This window comes from Microbacterium luticocti DSM 19459 (assembly GCF_000422405.1).
Lineage (GTDB): Bacteria > Actinomycetota > Actinomycetes > Actinomycetales > Microbacteriaceae > Microbacterium > Microbacterium luticocti.
In genome coordinates, this window is record NZ_AULS01000002.1 from 241,205 (window position 1) to 257,258 (window position 16,054).

The following is a 16,054-nucleotide window of genomic DNA, read 5'->3' on the forward strand; positions in this document are numbered from 1 at the left end:
ACGGAAAGGCAGCAGGACGACGATGAGCACTCCCCCGATGATCCGCACGGCACTGACCGAGCTCACCGGCGTCGACCATCCCGTCGTACAGACCGGCATGGGCTGGGTCGCCGGCGCGCGGCTGGTGTCGGCCACCGCGAATGCCGGAGCCCTCGGGATCCTGGCATCCGCGACGATGAGCTACGAAGAGCTGGAGCGGGCGGTCGTCGAGGTGTCCGAGCGCACCGACCGGCCGTTCGGGGTGAACCTGCGCTCCGACGCCGGCGATGCCGCACAACGCGTGGACCTGCTCATCCGGCACGGCGTGAAGGTCGCCAGCTTCGCGCTCGCGCCCAAGCGCGAGCTGATCGAGAAGCTCAAGGAGAACGACGTCACAGTGATCCCGTCGATCGGAGCCGTGCGCCATGCCGAGAAGGTCGCCTCCTGGGGAGCGGACGCGGTCATGGTGCAGGGAGGAGAAGGCGGCGGGCACACCGGCGCTGTTCCGACCTCGATCCTGGTCCCGCAGGTCGTCTCGGCCGTGGACATCCCCGTGATCGCCGCGGGCGGCTTCCACGACGGCCGGGGGCTGGCCGCAGCGCTGGCATACGGCGCGGCCGGCATCGGCATGGGCACGCGCTTCCTGCTCACCAGCGACAGCGCCGTGCCCGACGCGATCAAGCAGCGCTACCTCGGCTTCGGTCTGGACGGCACGGTTGTCACGACGAAGGCCGACGGGATGCCCCACAGGCTGCTGCGGACTGAGTTCGTCGAGGGCCTCGAGACGACCGGTCGCATCCGCCGTCTGGCCGCGACCGCGCGCCGCTCGCTCGCGTTCAAGAAGATGTCCGGACTGAGCTGGCCCGCCCTTGCCAAGGATGCGGTCTCGATGCGCAAGGCCTCCGGGAGACGCTGGTCGCAGATGGTGCTGGCCGCGAACACGCCGATGCTGCTGAAGGCGGGACTCGTCGAGGGCGACACTCGGGCGGGTATGCTCGCCGCGGGCCAGGTCGTGGGTCTCATCGACGATCTGCCGAGTTGCGAAGAACTCGTCGACCGCATCGTGCGCGAGGCCGTCGAGCGGCTCGATGCCGCAGCGGCGACCGTCATCCGCTGAACGCGCCTCAGAGCCGTTCGATGATGGTGACGTTGGCGACGCCGCCGCCTTCGCACATCGTCTGCAGGCCGTAGCGGCCGCCCGTGCGCTCGAGCTCACCGAGCAGAGTCGTCATGAGGCGCGTTCCGGTCGCGCCGATCGGGTGCCCCAGGGCGATCGCGCCGCCGTTCACGTTGACGCGGCCGCGATCGGCTCCGGTCTCCTTCATCCACGCCATCACGACCGAGGCGAACGCCTCGTTCACCTCGAACAGGTCGATGTCGTCGATCGTCATCCCCGCGCGCTCCAAGGCGTGCTTCGTCGCCGGGATCGGGGCGGTGAGCATCCACACCGGATCAGCGGCCCGCACCGAGATGTGATGGATGCGCGCCCGCGGCGTGAGGCCGTGCGCCGTCACGGCGGCCTCCGACGCGATCAGGACGGCACTGGCGGCATCCGAGATCTGCGAGGCCACGGCCGCGGTGACCCGCCCGCCGTCGACGAGCGTCGGCAGGCCCACCATCTTCTCCAGACTCGTGTCGCGGCGCGGGCCCTCGTCGGCGGTCACTCCGGCCAGCGGAGCGATCTCCCGGGTGAAGCGCCCCTCGTCCGTGGCGACGATCGCCCGTCGGTGGCTCTCCAGCGCGAACTCCTCCATCTGCTCGCGCGTGAGGTCCCATTTCTCGGCGATCATCTCCGCCGCACGGAACTGCGACACCTCCTGGTCGCCGTAGCGGGCACGCCAGCCGGGCGACTCGGCGAACGGCGTGGAGAAGCCGAACTGCTCGCCGACGGTCATCGCGGAGGAGATCGGTATGGCCGACATGTTCTGCAGGCCTCCGGCGACGACGAGGTCGGCGGTGCCGCTGAGGACCGCCTGCGCCGCGAAATGCACGGCCTGCTGGCTCGATCCGCACTGACGGTCGATCGTGACGCCGGGCACATGGTCGGGGAGCCCGGCGACGAGCCAGGCTGTGCGGGCGACGTTGCCCGCCTGGGAACCGATCGTGTCGGTGCAGCCCATGACGACGTCGTCTACGGCGCCGGGATCGATCCCGGTGCGCTCGACCAGTGACCGGATCGCGTGCGCGCCGAGATCAGCGGAGTGGACGGCGGACAGCCCTCCACCGCGCTTGCCCACGGGCGTGCGGACGGCGTCGACGAGATATGCGGTGGTCATGCGGATGCCTCCAGGGGTCGCGGCACGGCTCAGGCGTGCTGGCTGCTGACGGACACGACCTCACCGGTCATGTAGGACGAGTAGTCGCTGGCCAGGAACACCATCACGTTGGCGACTTCCCAGGGCGCGGCGGCGCGGCCGAAGGCCTCCCGCGAAGTGAGTTCCTCCAGCAGTTCGGGTGAGGTCACCTTCTCCAGGAACGGATGCATCGCCAGCGACGGCGAGACGGCATTGACGCGGATGCCCGCACCTGCGAGGTCCATCGCGGCGGAGCGGGTAAGTGCCATCACACCCGCCTTCGCGGCGGCGTAGTGCGCCTGCCCCTCCTGCGCGCGCCAGCCGATCACCGATGCATTGTTGACGATCACCCCGCCGGTGGACGCAGCGGCCATCCGTCGCCCGACGGCGCGAACACAGCGGAAGGTGCCGGTGAGCGTGATGTCGAGCACCTTCCACCACTGCTCGTCGGTCATCTCCAGGATCGGCGCCGTGCCGCCCAGGCCCGCGTTGTTGATCATGACGTCGATCGGGCCGCCGTCCTCGGCGGCATCCAGGAGCGCGGCGATCTGGGCCTCGTCGGTGACGTCGCACACCACGCTGCGCACCCGGTCGGCGCTGAAGCGCTCACCGAGTTCACGCTCGGCCTCGGCCAGGCGTCCGGCGTGGGTGTCTCCGATCACGACGAGCGCCGCGCCCTCTTCCAAGCAGCGGAGCGCCGCGGCGGAGCCGATGCCGGCCCCGGCGGCCGCGGTGATGACGATCCGCTTTCCCTCGAGCAGTCCGTGACCGGGGACGTATTCCGGTGCGGTGGTCGAACTCATGCACGTGCCTCCTTCGGCAGGCCGAGCACGCGCTCGGCGATGACATTGCGCTGGATCTCGTCGGACCCGCCGTAGATCGTGTCCGCGCGGCTGAACAGGAACAGCGATTGCAGGGCGTCCAGCCCATACGGCGGCTCGCTGACCGTGAGGGCGGTGGGGCCCGCGACGTCCATCGCCAGCTCACCGAGCGCACGGTGCCAGCGCGCCCACAGCAGTTTCGTGACGGAGGCCTGGAGCCCCTGCTCCCCGCCGAGGGTGCGCAGGGCGTGGAGCCGGATGATCTCCAGCTCGTGGTGCGCGGCGACGAGCCGATCCCGCAAGAGGGGATCGTCGATCGCACCGGTGTGCCGGGCCCGTTCGATCACCGCATCGAGTTCGCGACGGAATCCGATCTGCTGGGCGAGCGTCGACACTCCCCGCTCAAACCCGAGGGTCGCCATCGCCGTCGCCCACCCGTTGCCCTCGCCGCCCACCACGAGATCTGCGCTCGTGCGCGCGCCGGTGAAGAACACCTCGTTGAACTCGCTCGTACCGGTCAGCTGCAGGATCGGCCGCACCTCGATGCCCGGCTGGTGCATCGGCACCAGCAGGTAGGAGAGCCCGCGATGGCGGACGCTGCCCTCTTCGGTGCGGGCGACCACGAAGCACCAGTCGGCCTGCTGGGCGAGCGAAGTCCAGACCTTCTGCCCGTCGATGACCCACTCGTCCCCATCGCGGACCGCGCGAGTGGAGACCGCCGAGAGGTCGGACCCCGCACCAGGCTCCGAATAGCCCTGACACCACAGCTCCTCGACCGCGACGATCTTCGGCAGGAAGCGGGCCTGCTGCTCGGGTGTGCCGAGGGCCATGAGGGTGGGCCCCAGAAGCTCCTCGCCGAGGTGGTTCACGCGGGCGGGCGCGCCGGCGCGCGCATACTCCTCATGGAAGATCACCTGCTGGTCGAGGCTCAGCCCACGCCCGCCGAACTCGACCGGCCAGGCCACGCAGGTCCAGCCCGCGGCGGCCATGTGGCGGTTCCACTCCAAGCGCTCCTCGAACGCCTCGTGCTCGCGGCCGGAGCCGCCCAGCCCCTTCAGCGCCGCGAAGCGGCCGGCGAGGTTCTCCTCGAGCCAGCCACGGATCTCGGCGCGGAACCGCTCGTCTCGGTCGATCACGTCCACGTGTGCCCTCTCCTCATCGGACCTCCATGGGCCGTCGGCATCGTCTTCTCGGCATGGTAGCAAACCAAGCACTTGTTTGGTTACACTGATCCGAGTTCAGAGAGGAGCCCGCCATGGACGCTACCGCAGAGGGCGTGGTCACGTACGAGACGATCGGGCCCGTCGCCGTCGTCCGGCTCAACCGCCCGCAGTACCGCAACGCGCAGAACTCGAAGGTCACCTATGCTCTCGATGCCGCTTTCGTGCGAGCCGTCGACGACGACGACGTCAAGGTCATCGTGCTCGGTGGCAATGGCGAGCACTTCTGCGCCGGTCACGACATCGGCACGCCCGAACGCGACATCGACGAGAGCTTCGAGCGCAAGGCCGTGATCTGGTGGGACCACGTCGGGGCCGCGGGGGTCGACTCGCGCTTCGCCAGGGAGTCGGAAGTCTACCTCGGGATGTGCCGACGCTGGCGCGAGATCCCCAAGCCCGTCATCGCCATGGTGCAAGGCGCGTGCATCGCCGGAGGCCTCATGCTCGCCTGGTCATGCGACTTCATCGTCGCCTCCGACGACGCCTTCTTCCAGGACCCCGTCGTGACGATGGGCATTCCCGGAGTGGAGTACTTCGCGCATCCGTGGGTCACGAACCCGCGCGCGGCGAAAGAGATGCTGTACACCGGCGACCGGATGCCGGCACGACGAGCCCACGAACTGGGCATGGTCAACCACGTCGTGCCACGCGACGAGCTGGAGCAGAGCGTCCTCGCGCTCGCGGATCGCATCGCGCGGATGCCGCGACTCGGCCTCGCACTCACGAAGAAGGCGGTCAACCAGGCGGAGGACCTGCAGGGTCTGCGCTCCGGGATGGATTCGGTCTTCGGCCTGCACCACGCCGCGCACGCACACAACGCCGAAATACAGGGAGACTCCCTCGGTGGCGTCGACGTGAAGACGATCCGCAATCGGAAGGTCGAGGCATGAACCTGGATCTCACTCCGAAGCAGGAGGCGTTCGCCGCCGAAGCGCGCGCCTGGCTCGCCGAGCACGTGCCCACCGAGCCGCTGCCCTCGATGGACACCGAGGCGGGGTTCGACGCCCACCGTGCCTGGGAGGCCGAACTCGCCTCGGGCGGATGGTCCGTCGTCGCCTGGCCCGAGGAATACGGCGGGCGGGATGTCGGCCTGGTCGAATGGGTCCTGTTCGAGGAGGAGTACTACCGCGCAGGCGCACCATCTCGCGTCGCACAGAACGGCATCGCCCTCCTCGCACCGATCCTCTTCGAGCACGGCACCCCGAGCCAGCAGGAACGGTACCTGAAGGACATGTCCGACGGGACGCTGATCTGGGCACAGGCCTGGTCCGAGCCGGGAGCGGGCAGTGACCTCGCCGCGATCCGCAGCACGGCACGGCGCGACGACGCACGCGGCGGCTGGGTGCTCAACGGCCAGAAGATCTGGAGCTCGCGTGCCGTGTGGGCCGATCGCGGCTTCGGGCTGTTCCGATCCGACCCGGATGCCGAGCGGCACCGCGGGCTCACCTACTTCCTGTTCCCGATGGACGCGCCCGGCATCACCGTGCGCCCGATCACCCAGCTGGACGGCACGACTGGGTTCGCCGAGATCTTCTTCGACGACGTCTTCGTACCGGACGACGACGTCCTCGGCGCGCCGGGCCACGGCTGGCGGGTCGCCATGAGCACCGCCGGCAACGAGCGCGGGCTGTCCCTGCGCGCGCCCGGAAGGTTCCTGGCCGGTGCATCACGTCTGGTCGCTCTTCGCGCGGAGCATCCCGACACCGATCCTGCCGCCATGGATGCCGTGGTCGACGCGTGGATCGGTGCTGAGGCATACCGCCTGTTCACCTGGCAGACCGTGAGTCGGATGCAGGCGGGCGAGCAGGTGGGCTCGGAAGGCAGCATCAACAAGGTGTTCTGGTCGCAGCTCGACCTCCACATCCAGGAGACGGGCCTGCGCCTGCTCGGCGCGTCCGCGGAACTGCGCGGGCCGGGTGCGGTCGATCACGGCCGCTGGGCCGACGACTACCTGTTCGCCCTTGCCGGTCCCATCTACGCGGGCACCAACGAGGTGCAGCGAAACATCATCGCGGAGCGGATCCTCTCCCTGCCCCGCAGCACCGACGGAAGGCGCGTCTGATGCGATTCCTGCCCACCGAAGAACAGTCCGCCCTTGCCGAGGCGATCGACGACATCGTGCGTGGCGCCGGCGGCGCCGACGTCGCCCGCGCCTGGGCGAGCGGAGACACCGCACCCGGGCTCGCCCTGTGGGCGCAGCTCACCGAGCTCGGGCTTCCTGCGCTCCGTATACCCGAGGCCCAGGGCGGGCTCGACGCGGGTCTGAGCGACCTCGTCATCGCGTTCGAGCGCCTGGGCTACCACGGCGTACCCGGTCCCTATCTCGAGACGATCGCACTCCTTCCTGCCCTCGTAGACGACGAGGTGCGCCGCGACCTCGTATCCGGGGCGCTCGCGACCGCCGCGGTGACCGGCGTCTCGCCCGCTGCGCTCGACGCCGCGGTGTCCGCCCACCGGTTCATCGTCACCGACGGCGCGATCGCGCCCGCCGCGATCGCCGAGGAGACCTCGTCGCTCGCGATGACCCGGCGACTCGCCCTCTTGCAGCCCTCGGGGACGTCCTGGCCCGTCGAACGCGCTGCCCTGTCGACCGCGCTCGACGAAGCGGCACTGGCCGCAGCCGCGTACCTCGTCGGCGCCGGCGAGCGTCTGCTCGCCGAGGCCGTGGAATACGCCGGCGTCCGCGAACAGTTCGGCCGACGGATCGGCGAGTTCCAGGCGCTGAAGCACCAGCTCGCCGATGTCCGCGTCGCGCTCTCGTTCGCCCGGCCGCTCGTGTGGGCGGCCGCGCTGGACACCGCAGCGCCCACCCGGGCACGCGACATCTCGGCGGCGAAGGTGGCGGCATCCGACGCCGCCACGCTGGCGGCGCGCGTCTCGCTGCAGGTGCACGGGGCGATCGGCTACACGGCCGAGCACGCGCTGCACATCTGGCTCGGGCTCGTCCCGGCGCTCGTCGGCGTCTGGGGCACTGTGCGATTCCACCGCTCGCGCGTGGCCCGCAGCCTGTTTTCCGCGTAGCATCCGATCCCACCGCCATCCGCTCCCGGAGTCCCCATGCAATTCGAACCCACTGAGGAACAGGCCGAACTGCGCGCGATCGTGCGCGAGATCCTCACCCGCCGCGCCGATGGACCCGCCGTGCGCCGTGCGATCGCCGGCCCCGCGGGCTACGACCCCGAGCTGTGGCGCATGCTGTGCGAAGAGGTGGGGGCCGCGGCGCTGGCGATTCCCGAGGAGTACGGAGGGGCCGGGTTCAGCCGCTTCGAGACGCATCTGGTCCTCGAGGAGCTCGGCTACTCCCTCGTGCCGTCCCCCTACCTCGGCTCGGTGGCGCTGGCCGCGCAGGCGATCCTCGCATCGGGAGACGAGGACGCATGCCGACGCCTCCTGCCGGCCATCGCGGACGGATCCGCGCTCGCCGCGCTCGGCTGGGCCGACCCGCGCGGCCGCTTCTCACCCGCCACAGTGGCCGCCACCGCGACGTTCGACGGCGAGTGGCACATCAGCGGTGAGATCCCACTCGTCCTGGAAGGACACGACGCGGCCATCGCGATCGTGATCGCCGGGACCGACGACGGACCCCGGATGTTCGAGCTGACCCGACCGGAGGCGCTCGAACGGACGTCCACCCCTGCGCTCGATCCCACCCTGCGCTTTGCAACCTGGCGGATGGACGCGGTGCCGGCGCGACCGCTGGGCGACGGCGACCCGAACGCCCTCGACACGGTCCGCGACCGTGCCTTGGCGGCGATCGCGTCGACGCAGTCGGGCACGGCCGCACGAGGTCTCGACATGACCGTCGCCTACGCCGCCCAGCGGGTGCAGTTCGGACGGCCCATCGGCTCGTTCCAGGCCCTGAAGCACCGGATGGCCGACATGCACGTGAAGGTCGAGACATCGCGGACGGCGTCGCGCGCCGCCGCCTGGGCCGACTCCGAGGACGCGCCCGAGCGCGCCGAGCTCGCACTTCTGGCGAAGGCCTCGTGCTCTGACGCCCTCTCGCACGTGGGCTCGGAGACCATCCAACTGCACGGCGGTATCGGCATCACCTGGGAGCACGACGCCCAGCTCGTGTTCAAGCGCGCGCACGCCACCGCGCAGCTGTTTGGCACAGCAGCACAGCAGCGCACGCGCGCCGCGGTCTCACTAGGTCTCGTGGTCACCTGACCGCGTCTCGTGGAGCGGGCGGGAGACCTCCCGCGAGGTGCTCACCCGAGAGCGGTCCGCGGGGACGGCGGTCAGCGGCGTGGCCCGGCGCAACGAGCCGAGCGAGCGCTGCGCGAGGTCCGCATAGACGCCCACTCCGTTCCGCTTCCATTCCAGCGTCTGCACGTCGAGCTCCTTGACAACACGGGCAGGGCTTCCCAAGGCCATCGTCGCGGCCGGGATGCGGGTGCCCGCGGTGACCACGGCGCCGGCGCCGACGAGAGCGTCCTCGCCGACCTCGGCGCCGTCCAGGATGACGGCGCCCATCCCGATGAGCGCGTAGGAGCCGATCCGACAGCCGTGCAGGATCGCCCCATGGCCCACGTGGCTGTGCGGGGCCAGGACGGTGTCGGCGCCCGGGAAGACGTGCAGGGTGCACGAGTCCTGCACGTTCGATTCCTCGCCCACCACGATCCGGCCGAAGTCGCCGCGAAGACTCGCGAACGGGCCGATGTAGCAGCCGGGACCGATGATCACGTCGCCGATGAGACTCGCCGTCTCGTGGACGAACGCTGTCGGGTCAACGACCGGCACGACACCGTCGATCTCGTAGGCGGGCATCAGGCGACCTGCCCGCCGTCGATGACGAACTCGTGGCCGGTGCAGTAGCTGCTGGCATCGCTGGCCAGGAAGGCGACCAGACGCGAGACCTCTTCGGGCCGGCCGGCCCTCGGTATCGGGATCTGCGTGATGAACCCGACCCCGGCACGGGTGTCCTCGCTGATCATCTGCGTATCGACCGCGCCGGGGCAGATCGCGTTGACACGGATCCCATAGGGCCCGTACTCGTGGGCCACGGACCGCGTCGCGCCCAGCACCGCCCACTTCGAGGCCGCATAGGGCACCCGGTTCGCGTAGCCGGTCAGGCCGGCCGTCGAGGAGATGTTCACGATCGACCCGCCGTTCTCCTTCATCAGCGGCAGGATCGCCTTCATGCCGAGCATCGGCCCGATCGCATTGACGTCCATGACCAGACGGATCGTCTCTTCGCTCGTCTCGGACAGCGGTCCTGTCGGGCAGAATCCCGCGTTGTTCACGAGCACATCCACCCGCCCGAACGCTTCGCTCGCAAGGGCGCAGACGGCACGCCACCCGTCGCGGGAGGAGACGTCGTGGCGGATCGCGACGGCGCCCTCGCCGAGCTCGGCGGCGAGCGCCGCCACGCCAGGCTCATCCATGTCGGTCAGGACCAGACGCGCGCCCAGGTCGTGCAGCAGACGCGCATGGGCGCGCCCCTGCCCGCCGGCGGCTCCGGTGATGACGGCGACGCGGCCCTCCAGGTCGATGATCGGTTCTGCGGTTGCCATGGCTTCCTCTCGGGGTGGATGCTCGCCAGTCGAGCAAGCGTTAGGTTGTTATCAAGGAACACGGACAGCGAAGGGACGCGAGCGATGCGATGTCTTCACCACATCGGGATCACGGTCGGCGACATGGACGAAGCGCTGCGCTTCTACCGCACCGTCTCGGGCGGCGTCGTCGAGGGCCCGTACGTCAAGAGTGGACCGGCCGTGGAGGCGGCCACCGGGCATCCGGGCGCGCAGATCCTGCAGGCGTTCGTCGCCCTGTCCGCGGGGGCCGCCGTCATCGAGCTGCTCGAGTACCGCGGTACGGGTGCCCCGCGCATCGACCCCAACAATGCCTCGATCGGCGCCGCGCATCCCGCCGTCGTCGTGGACGACATGGACGCCGCTCTCGCCGAGGTGCGGGAACTCGGCTACGAGACCCTCTCCGAGCCGATGACCGGCACCACCGGGCCGCTCGAAGACTGGCGCTACGTCTATGTCCTCGGCCCGGACGGTGTGCGCGTCGAGCTCGTGCAGCCTCCCGCCGCCGAGGCATCCGCCCACTAGGCGACCGAGCCGTTCAGCTGGGCAAGTTCCTCGTCGGTGAGGTCGATGCCGGGGGCCAAACACGAATCGCGCACACTCTCCGGTCGGCTCGCGCCGGGGATCGGGATGAGCACGGGCGACAGGCGCAGCAGCCACGCCAGTGCGATGACCTGCACGCTCACCTCGCGTGCGGCGGCCACGGCACGGAAGGCGGCTGCTTCCTCGCCCAGTCCCTTCGCCGAACGCATACCTCCCAGCGGCCCCCATGCGAGGAACGCCAGCCCGTGCTCCTCGCACAGCCGTAGCACGGGATCGGAGCCCCGCGCGAGTGGCGAGTACTCGTTCTGGACACTGACCAGAGAGTCGCCGAGGATGTCCAGCGCCAGCAGCAGCTGGTCCGCGTCGACGTTGGAGACACCGACCCGCACCACCACCCCATCGTCGACGAGCTGTGCGAGCGCCCCCAACGAATCCTCCAGGGGTACCTTCACGTCCGGCCGATGCAGGTGAAAAAGGGGCAGGGCTTCGAATCCGAGGCGCAGGGCCGACTCCCGGGCCGCTCGCGCCAGATGCTCGGGGCTGCCGTCCACCCACCAGGTTGCGTTCGGCCCGCGGGTGTGTCCGCCCTTCGTCGAGACGACGACATGATCGAGGGCACCGGGGTGCGAACGCAGCGCGGCGATGAGCGCGCGCTCGTTGACGCCCATCTCATCGGTCGGCCCATAGCTGTCGGCCGTGTCGAACAGAGTGATGCCCGACTCCAATGCCGCTTCCACCGCACGTCTCCCGCGGGCCGAGTCCTGCTCCGGCGTCTGCGTGAGCGTCATGGCGCCCATCCCCAGCGCGGATACATGGAGATCGCCGATGCGCCGCTGCGGCAGCGATCTCACTTGCCGGCCGCCGTCCAGCCGCCGTCCACCGGCAGGCACTGCCCGGTCACGAACGTCGCGTCACTGAGTAGCCACGCGATCGCCTCGGCCTGCTCCGCAGGTTCAGCGAGCCGGCCCAGCGGCGCGCGGCGCTCGACATCGGAGACGTCGTACCCCTCCTTGTCGATGAGGTCCTGCACCATCGGCGTGCGGGTGTGTCCGGGGGCGATCGCGTTCACGCGGACACCGAGGGGCGCCCACTCGATCGCCAGGTTCGCCATGAGCTGGCGCTCAGCCGCTTTCGCCGTGCCATAGTCCGTCTGGTTCGCCCAGCCGCCGTATGCCGTCGTGGACGAGACCAGGACGACGGAGCCTGGCCGGCCGTCCAGCCGCCGCACCATCTGCCGGGCGACCACGAGCGCCCCGATGACGTGGATCTCGTACAGGCGCGCGATGCGGGCGATGTCCATCTCCAGCGCGGGCACGTACGCGCCGCGGATACCGTGCGACATCGCGAGTCCGGTGACGGGCCCGCGGCGTGCGGCGGCGCGATCGAACGCGGCCGAGACGGCGTCCTCGTCCGTCACGTCGACGGCTTCGGAATCGGGATCCGCCGACGGCGTCAGATCGAAGATCGTGACCGCGTGACCGCGGCCGCGCAGCTTCTCGACGGTGGCGGCACCGATACCGCTCGCGCCTCCGGTGACGATCGTATGTGGTGCGCTCATGATCCGTCCTCCTCTACGTCGCAAGTGCCATGCTACGCTGGTTACCAAACAAGCGCTAGGTTTGCGCGATGATGCGTGCGAGGAGCAGGAGTGCCCGACAAACTCATGACCATCGAGGAAGCCGTCGCCACAGTCGAGAGTGGCATGACCATCGGGATCGGCGGCTGGGGTTCACGACGCAAGCCCATGTCGCTTGTGCGCGCCCTGCTGCGTAGCGACGTCACAGACCTCACAGTCGTCGCCTTCGGCGGACCGGATGTCGGACTTCTCGCGCACGCGGGACGGATCCGAAAGTTGATCTACGGCTTCGTGTCGCTCGACAGCATTCCCCTCGACCCTCTGTTCACCGCCGTCCGACAGCGGGGCGGGCTCGAGGTCGAAGAGTACGACGAAGGGATGTTCGTGTCGGGGCTGCGAGCCGCCGCGGGACGTCTGGATTTCCTGCCGATCCGCGCCGGCATCGGCTCGGATGTGCTCGCTGCCAACCCCCACCTCAAGACGGTGCGATCGCCCTACTCGGATGACGAATACGCGGCGATGCCCGCCCTTCCCCTGGATGTCGCGTTCGTGCACATGAACCGTGCGGATGCCGCGGGCAACGGACAGTTCCTCGGACCTGATCCCTACTTCGACGACCTGTTCGCGATGGCCGCCACGCGCACGATCGTCTCTGCAGAGAAGATCGTGCCGACTTCACAGCTGCTCGAGGAAGGGACCTTCCACACGCTTCTGCTCCCGCGCATGTACGTGTCCGGCGTGGTCGAAACACCACGAGGAGCACACTTCACGACGTGCGAGCCGGACTATCTGCGTGACGAGATGTTCCAGCGCCACTACGCGCAGTCCGCCAAGGATCCCAAGGCCTGGGCCGCGTTCGTCGAGCGATTCCTCAGCACCGATGAAGCCGGTTACCACGACGCGGTGGCCGGATTCCACACCGACCAGGGAGAGTCATGACTGCCGAAGTCACCACTGCAGAGGTCTGCATCGCCGCGTGCGCCGACACGTATCGCAATGCGGGCGAAATACTCGCCCATGCGGTGGGCATCATCCCTGGCCTCGGCGCCCGCCTTGCGAAGGCGACGTTCGCGCCCGACATCGTTCTCACCGACGGCGAGGCATTCCTGATGAGCATTCCCGCCCCGGTCGGCGCGCCGGCATCAGCGGGCGGTGTGGTCGAGGGCTGGGTGCCCTTTCGCCGGATCTTCGACATCCTCTCGTCCGGGCGACGCCAAAGCATGATGGGCGCCAGCCAGATCGACCGGTACGGCAACCAGAACATCTCGCTCATCGGCGACTGGCGCAAGCCGACTCGTCAGCTCATCGGTGTGCGCGGGGCACCGGGCAACACCGCCAACCACCGCGTCGACTACTGGGTATCCCGCCACAGCCCACGGGTGTTCGTTCCCGCGGTCGACATGGTCTCGGGCGTCGGAAATGACCGCGCCCGCCGTGCGGGCTCCACGTTGCGTTTCCATCATCTTGGTGTGGTGATCACCGATCTGGCCGTCTTCGACTTCGATGACGAGGGACTCCTACGGGTCAAGTCGGTCCACCCGGGCGTCGACCCGCAGCAGGTTGTCGACAACACCGGGTTCCCCGTCGACGTCGATGATGTACCCCCCACGCGCACCCCCAACGCCGACGAACTCACGCTCATCCGCGAGGTCCTGGACCCCCAGGGCTTGCGATCGCGCGAGGTCGCGGGCTGACCCTACTCGGCAAGGATTCCGTTGTGCAGCAGATCGAGGAAGTTCTCGGCAAGGCTGGCTGCCGTGTGCCCTCTTCCCGGCCGATACCACCGCACAGTGGACCATACTGCGTCACGGATGAACCGGTACGCGACGAAGGCGTCGAACGAGTCCCGGAGCTCACCGCGTTCCTGACCGTCCCGCAGCTGCGCCAGCCAGAGCTTCTCGATACGCATGCTGTCTTTCTCGAGGAACTCGAAGCCCTTCTGGGTCGCGAGGAACGCGGACTCGTTCTGGTAGAGGGCGACGGCGTCGTGCTGTTGCTCGATGGCCACGAACGCATGCTCGATGAGCTTGTCGAGCACCTCACGCGGGCCAGCGTCCGAGTCCGCGATCTCTTCGAACTTCGCCAGCAGACCGCTCAGGAACGACCGCAGGATCTCTTCGAGGATCGCTTCTTTGGACGAGAAGTGATGGTAGAGACTGCCGGAGAGGATGCCTGCCTCGTCGGCGATGTCGCGGACGGTGGTGGACGAGTATCCCCGTCGGGCGATCAGGTGCGCGGCGATCGCCAAGATCTGATCCCTTCGCTCGGAACTCTGCTCCGTCTTCGTCCGCGTCGTGCGTGGCATCGGCGTCCTTCCCCCTTCGGCGCTCGGCGATTTCGCCAAGCATTTGCTTGTTCATGTTACGCAGTCAACAATTAGCACACCCGATGACCCGCCCGCATTCCCAAATCCCGCGAAAGGATCCCGACGATGCCCCTCTCGCACGCTGAAACCGTACCCGCCCTCCTGCGCGAGCAGGCATCTCTGGGTGAGCACGCTGCGGTCATCGACCACGGTGTGCGGATATCGTACGCAGGGCTTTACGAACGCGTACGTGATGTCGGCCGCGCGTTCATCGCCGCGGGCGTCGGCCACGGCGACCGCGTCGCCGTCTGGCTGCCGAATCGCCACGAGTTCATCCTTGCGATGCTCGGAGCACAAGCGATCGGAGCAGCGGTCGTCCCGTTGAACACCCGCTACACAGGCCACGAGGCCGCATACATCCTGTCACGCTCGCGTGCCCGGGTCATCGTGCTCGACGATGCCTTCCTGGCGAAGGGCTTCGTACAGATGCTGCGTCGTGGCGGCCAGTCCCTGGTCGGCGGGGACGGGGTCCCATCCCCCGCAGACGGGCAACCCGCGCCGGGGCTGCCGGCGTTGCGCCTGGCGGTCAGCCTCGACGGCTCCCACGGACCGGGCACGGCCTCGTGGGGTGAGTTCCTGGCCAGAGGACGTGCAGTCGGTGATGACGCGCTTGAGGCGCGGATGGAGGCAGTCACCCGCGACGACATGATCGACATGTTGTTCACGTCGGGGACCACCGGAGCCCCCAAAGGCGTCATCGCGTTGCACCGGCAGAGCTTGTCGATCGCCCGCTCATGGTCGGAGGGTGCGGAGCTGACCCGCGACGATGTGTACGGGATCGTGAACCCGATGTTCCATGGATTCGGGTACAAAGCCGGGCTGCTCTCATCGCTGATCGCCGGCTGCACGATCATCCCGATCTCGGTGTTCGAGCCCGAGGCGCTCATGCAGCTCGTCGAAGCCGAACGGATCTCGGTGCTCCCCGGAGTCCCGACGATCTTCACCACATTGCTCGACCACCCCCGCAGGCGTGATTATGATCTGTCGTCGTTGCGGTTCGCTGTGGCCGGGGCGACCACGGCTCCGCCTACACTGTTCCACGACATGGTCGATGTTCTCGGATTCGACCGCGTGGCGCAGGCGTATGGACTCACGGAGTGCCTTGTTGCGACATTCTCACGGCACGGCGAGTCGCTCGATCACGCGTCCCAGACGACAGGCCCGGCGGTTCCCGGTCTCGAGATCCGCGTGGTCGACGAGCACGGCCGTGACACGCCGACCGATCAACCGGGTGAGATCCTGCTGCGCGGTGACATCGTGTTCACGGGCTACTTCGAGGATGCCGCTGCCACGGCTGCGGCATTCGATGGGGAGGGCTGGTTCCACACCGGGGATGTGGGTAGCCTCGACGAACACGGTTGCCTGAAGATCACGGACCGCATCAAAGACATGTTCATCGTCGGTGGTTTCAATGTCTACCCGGCGGAGGTCGAACACGTGCTCCGGGGACATCCCGCAGTCAACGAGTCGGCGGTGCTCGGGATCCCGGACGACCGGCTGGGCACAGTGGGCCGCGCCTATGTCAAGCTGCTCACCGATGCGCAAAAGCCGAGTGCGCAAGAGCTCGCTGAGTTCTGCCGGGAGCGGCTGGCGAACTTCAAAGTGCCGCGCGAGTTCGTGTTCGTCGACGACTTTCCCCGCAATGCGACGGGCAAGATCCTGAAGCGGGAGCTTCGCGACGAGTCTTGACCCGTCACGCACGTCGGCCCGGCACGCACAGCG

At 68.7% G+C, this 16,054-nt stretch carries 17 protein-coding genes; 9 read left to right on the forward strand and 8 right to left on the reverse strand.

Annotation, left to right across the window (positions count from 1 at the left end; all coding sequences use genetic code 11):
• Positions 1-22 precede the first annotated feature (22 nt).
• Positions 23-1,096, forward strand: coding sequence for an NAD(P)H-dependent flavin oxidoreductase (locus H577_RS0104005; RefSeq protein ID WP_029144862.1), 1,074 nt, complete (start codon positions 23-25; stop codon positions 1,094-1,096).
• 7 nt (positions 1,097-1,103) lie between these two features.
• On the opposite strand, the gene H577_RS0104010 is transcribed toward H577_RS0104005, so the two are convergent.
• The 3 genes from H577_RS0104010 to H577_RS0104020 are packed head-to-tail and all read right to left on the reverse strand — an operon-like array spanning position 1,104 to position 4,236.
• A complete protein-coding gene (locus tag H577_RS0104010; RefSeq protein WP_029144863.1) occupies positions 1,104-2,255 on the reverse strand; it encodes an acetyl-CoA C-acetyltransferase in 1,152 nt (383 codons plus the stop codon).
• A 29-nt stretch (positions 2,256-2,284) separates the two neighbouring features.
• Positions 2,285-3,076 (reverse strand): SDR family oxidoreductase, encoded by a 792-nt coding sequence (locus tag H577_RS0104015; protein ID WP_029144864.1) that lies wholly within the window; start codon positions 3,074-3,076, stop codon positions 2,285-2,287.
• The gene (locus H577_RS0104020) at positions 3,073-4,236 is read right to left on the reverse strand and encodes an acyl-CoA dehydrogenase family protein (protein WP_029144865.1); all 1,164 of its coding nucleotides are present in this window, start codon (positions 4,234-4,236) and stop codon (positions 3,073-3,075) included. The genes H577_RS0104015 and H577_RS0104020 overlap by 4 nt, the downstream gene beginning before the upstream one ends.
• Positions 4,237-4,349: 113 nt before the next feature.
• Here H577_RS0104020 and H577_RS0104025 point away from each other — a divergent pair, with 113 nt between their 5' ends.
• From H577_RS0104025 to H577_RS0104040, 4 genes are read left to right on the forward strand one after another with little or no spacing between them, the layout of a single operon-like run.
• Positions 4,350-5,204: an enoyl-CoA hydratase gene (locus tag H577_RS0104025; RefSeq protein WP_029144866.1), complete on the forward strand. Its 855-nt coding sequence runs from the start codon at positions 4,350-4,352 to the stop codon at positions 5,202-5,204.
• Positions 5,201-6,376: an acyl-CoA dehydrogenase family protein gene (locus H577_RS0104030; RefSeq protein ID WP_029144867.1), complete on the forward strand. Its 1,176-nt coding sequence runs from the start codon at positions 5,201-5,203 to the stop codon at positions 6,374-6,376. The genes H577_RS0104025 and H577_RS0104030 overlap by 4 nt, the downstream gene beginning before the upstream one ends.
• Entirely contained in the window at positions 6,376-7,335 is a 960-nt protein-coding gene (locus H577_RS0104035; RefSeq protein WP_029144868.1) for an acyl-CoA dehydrogenase family protein, read from the forward strand. The genes H577_RS0104030 and H577_RS0104035 overlap by 1 nt, the downstream gene beginning before the upstream one ends.
• A 36-nt stretch (positions 7,336-7,371) precedes the next feature.
• The gene (locus H577_RS0104040; protein WP_029144869.1) at positions 7,372-8,484 is read left to right on the forward strand and encodes an acyl-CoA dehydrogenase family protein; all 1,113 of its coding nucleotides are present in this window, start codon (positions 7,372-7,374) and stop codon (positions 8,482-8,484) included.
• Here H577_RS0104040 and H577_RS0104045 read toward each other — a convergent pair.
• Positions 8,464-9,084, reverse strand: coding sequence for a gamma carbonic anhydrase family protein (locus tag H577_RS0104045; RefSeq protein WP_211217887.1), 621 nt, complete (start codon positions 9,082-9,084; stop codon positions 8,464-8,466). The genes H577_RS0104040 and H577_RS0104045 overlap by 21 nt on opposite strands.
• On the reverse strand, positions 9,084-9,830 hold the full coding sequence (locus H577_RS0104050) for an SDR family NAD(P)-dependent oxidoreductase (RefSeq protein WP_029144871.1): 747 nt from the start codon (positions 9,828-9,830) through the stop codon (positions 9,084-9,086). The genes H577_RS0104045 and H577_RS0104050 overlap by 1 nt, the downstream gene beginning before the upstream one ends.
• 84 nt (positions 9,831-9,914) lie before the next feature.
• Here H577_RS0104050 and H577_RS0104055 point away from each other — a divergent pair, with 84 nt between their 5' ends.
• Positions 9,915-10,373, forward strand: coding sequence for a VOC family protein (locus tag H577_RS0104055; protein ID WP_281166848.1), 459 nt, complete (start codon positions 9,915-9,917; stop codon positions 10,371-10,373).
• Here H577_RS0104055 and H577_RS0104060 read toward each other — a convergent pair.
• Positions 10,370-11,188 (reverse strand): aldo/keto reductase, encoded by an 819-nt coding sequence (locus H577_RS0104060; RefSeq protein ID WP_051191714.1) that lies wholly within the window; start codon positions 11,186-11,188, stop codon positions 10,370-10,372. The two genes, H577_RS0104055 and H577_RS0104060, sit on opposite strands and share 4 nt — an antisense overlap.
• 50 nt (positions 11,189-11,238) lie before the next feature.
• Positions 11,239-11,949 (reverse strand): SDR family NAD(P)-dependent oxidoreductase, encoded by a 711-nt coding sequence (locus H577_RS0104065; protein ID WP_029144874.1) that lies wholly within the window; start codon positions 11,947-11,949, stop codon positions 11,239-11,241.
• Positions 11,950-12,054: 105 nt separating this feature from the next.
• Here H577_RS0104065 and H577_RS0104070 point away from each other — a divergent pair, with 105 nt between their 5' ends.
• Together H577_RS0104070 and H577_RS0104075 are read left to right on the forward strand one after the other, a co-directional pair.
• Entirely contained in the window at positions 12,055-12,906 is an 852-nt protein-coding gene (locus H577_RS0104070) for a CoA transferase subunit A (protein ID WP_036283657.1), read from the forward strand.
• Entirely contained in the window at positions 12,903-13,661 is a 759-nt protein-coding gene (locus H577_RS0104075) for a CoA-transferase subunit beta (protein ID WP_029144876.1), read from the forward strand. Before H577_RS0104070 ends, H577_RS0104075 begins: the two co-directional genes overlap by 4 nt.
• Positions 13,662-13,663: 2 nt before the next feature.
• On the opposite strand, the gene H577_RS0104080 is transcribed toward H577_RS0104075, so the two are convergent.
• Positions 13,664-14,215, reverse strand: coding sequence for a TetR/AcrR family transcriptional regulator (locus H577_RS0104080; RefSeq protein ID WP_245570324.1), 552 nt, complete (start codon positions 14,213-14,215; stop codon positions 13,664-13,666).
• 183 nt (positions 14,216-14,398) lie between these two features.
• Between H577_RS0104080 and H577_RS0104085 the strand changes: the two genes are divergently transcribed.
• On the forward strand, positions 14,399-16,021 hold the full coding sequence (locus tag H577_RS0104085) for an AMP-binding protein (RefSeq protein WP_036283663.1): 1,623 nt from the start codon (positions 14,399-14,401) through the stop codon (positions 16,019-16,021).
• The last annotated feature ends 33 nt before the right edge of the window (positions 16,022-16,054 follow it).

Bases quoted from the DNA above. Each gene is read 5' to 3' on its own strand.
- H577_RS0104005 (WP_029144862.1), top strand. From the start codon at position 23: ATGAGCACTCCCCCGATGATCCGCACGGCACTGACCGAGCTCACCGGC.
- H577_RS0104015 (WP_029144864.1), bottom strand. From the start codon at position 3,076: ATGAGTTCGACCACCGCACCGGAATACGTCCCCGGTCACGGACTGCTC.
- H577_RS0104040 (WP_029144869.1), top strand. From the start codon at position 7,372: ATGCAATTCGAACCCACTGAGGAACAGGCCGAACTGCGCGCGATCGTG.
- H577_RS0104070 (WP_036283657.1), top strand. From the start codon at position 12,055: ATGACCATCGAGGAAGCCGTCGCCACAGTCGAGAGTGGCATGACCATC.
- H577_RS0104055 (WP_281166848.1), top strand. From the start codon at position 9,915: ATGCGATGTCTTCACCACATCGGGATCACGGTCGGCGACATGGACGAA.
- H577_RS0104045 (WP_211217887.1), bottom strand. From the start codon at position 9,084: ATGCCCGCCTACGAGATCGACGGTGTCGTGCCGGTCGTTGACCCGACA.
- H577_RS0104025 (WP_029144866.1), top strand. From the start codon at position 4,350: ATGGACGCTACCGCAGAGGGCGTGGTCACGTACGAGACGATCGGGCCC.
- H577_RS0104050 (WP_029144871.1), bottom strand. From the start codon at position 9,830: ATGGCAACCGCAGAACCGATCATCGACCTGGAGGGCCGCGTCGCCGTC.
- H577_RS0104075 (WP_029144876.1), top strand. From the start codon at position 12,903: ATGACTGCCGAAGTCACCACTGCAGAGGTCTGCATCGCCGCGTGCGCC.
- H577_RS0104010 (WP_029144863.1), bottom strand. From the start codon at position 2,255: ATGACCACCGCATATCTCGTCGACGCCGTCCGCACGCCCGTGGGCAAG.
- H577_RS0104030 (WP_029144867.1), top strand. From the start codon at position 5,201: ATGAACCTGGATCTCACTCCGAAGCAGGAGGCGTTCGCCGCCGAAGCG.
- H577_RS0104035 (WP_029144868.1), top strand. From the start codon at position 6,376: ATGCGATTCCTGCCCACCGAAGAACAGTCCGCCCTTGCCGAGGCGATC.
- H577_RS0104065 (WP_029144874.1), bottom strand. From the start codon at position 11,949: ATGAGCGCACCACATACGATCGTCACCGGAGGCGCGAGCGGTATCGGT.
- H577_RS0104085 (WP_036283663.1), top strand. From the start codon at position 14,399: ATGCCCCTCTCGCACGCTGAAACCGTACCCGCCCTCCTGCGCGAGCAG.
- H577_RS0104060 (WP_051191714.1), bottom strand. From the start codon at position 11,188: ATGGGCGCCATGACGCTCACGCAGACGCCGGAGCAGGACTCGGCCCGC.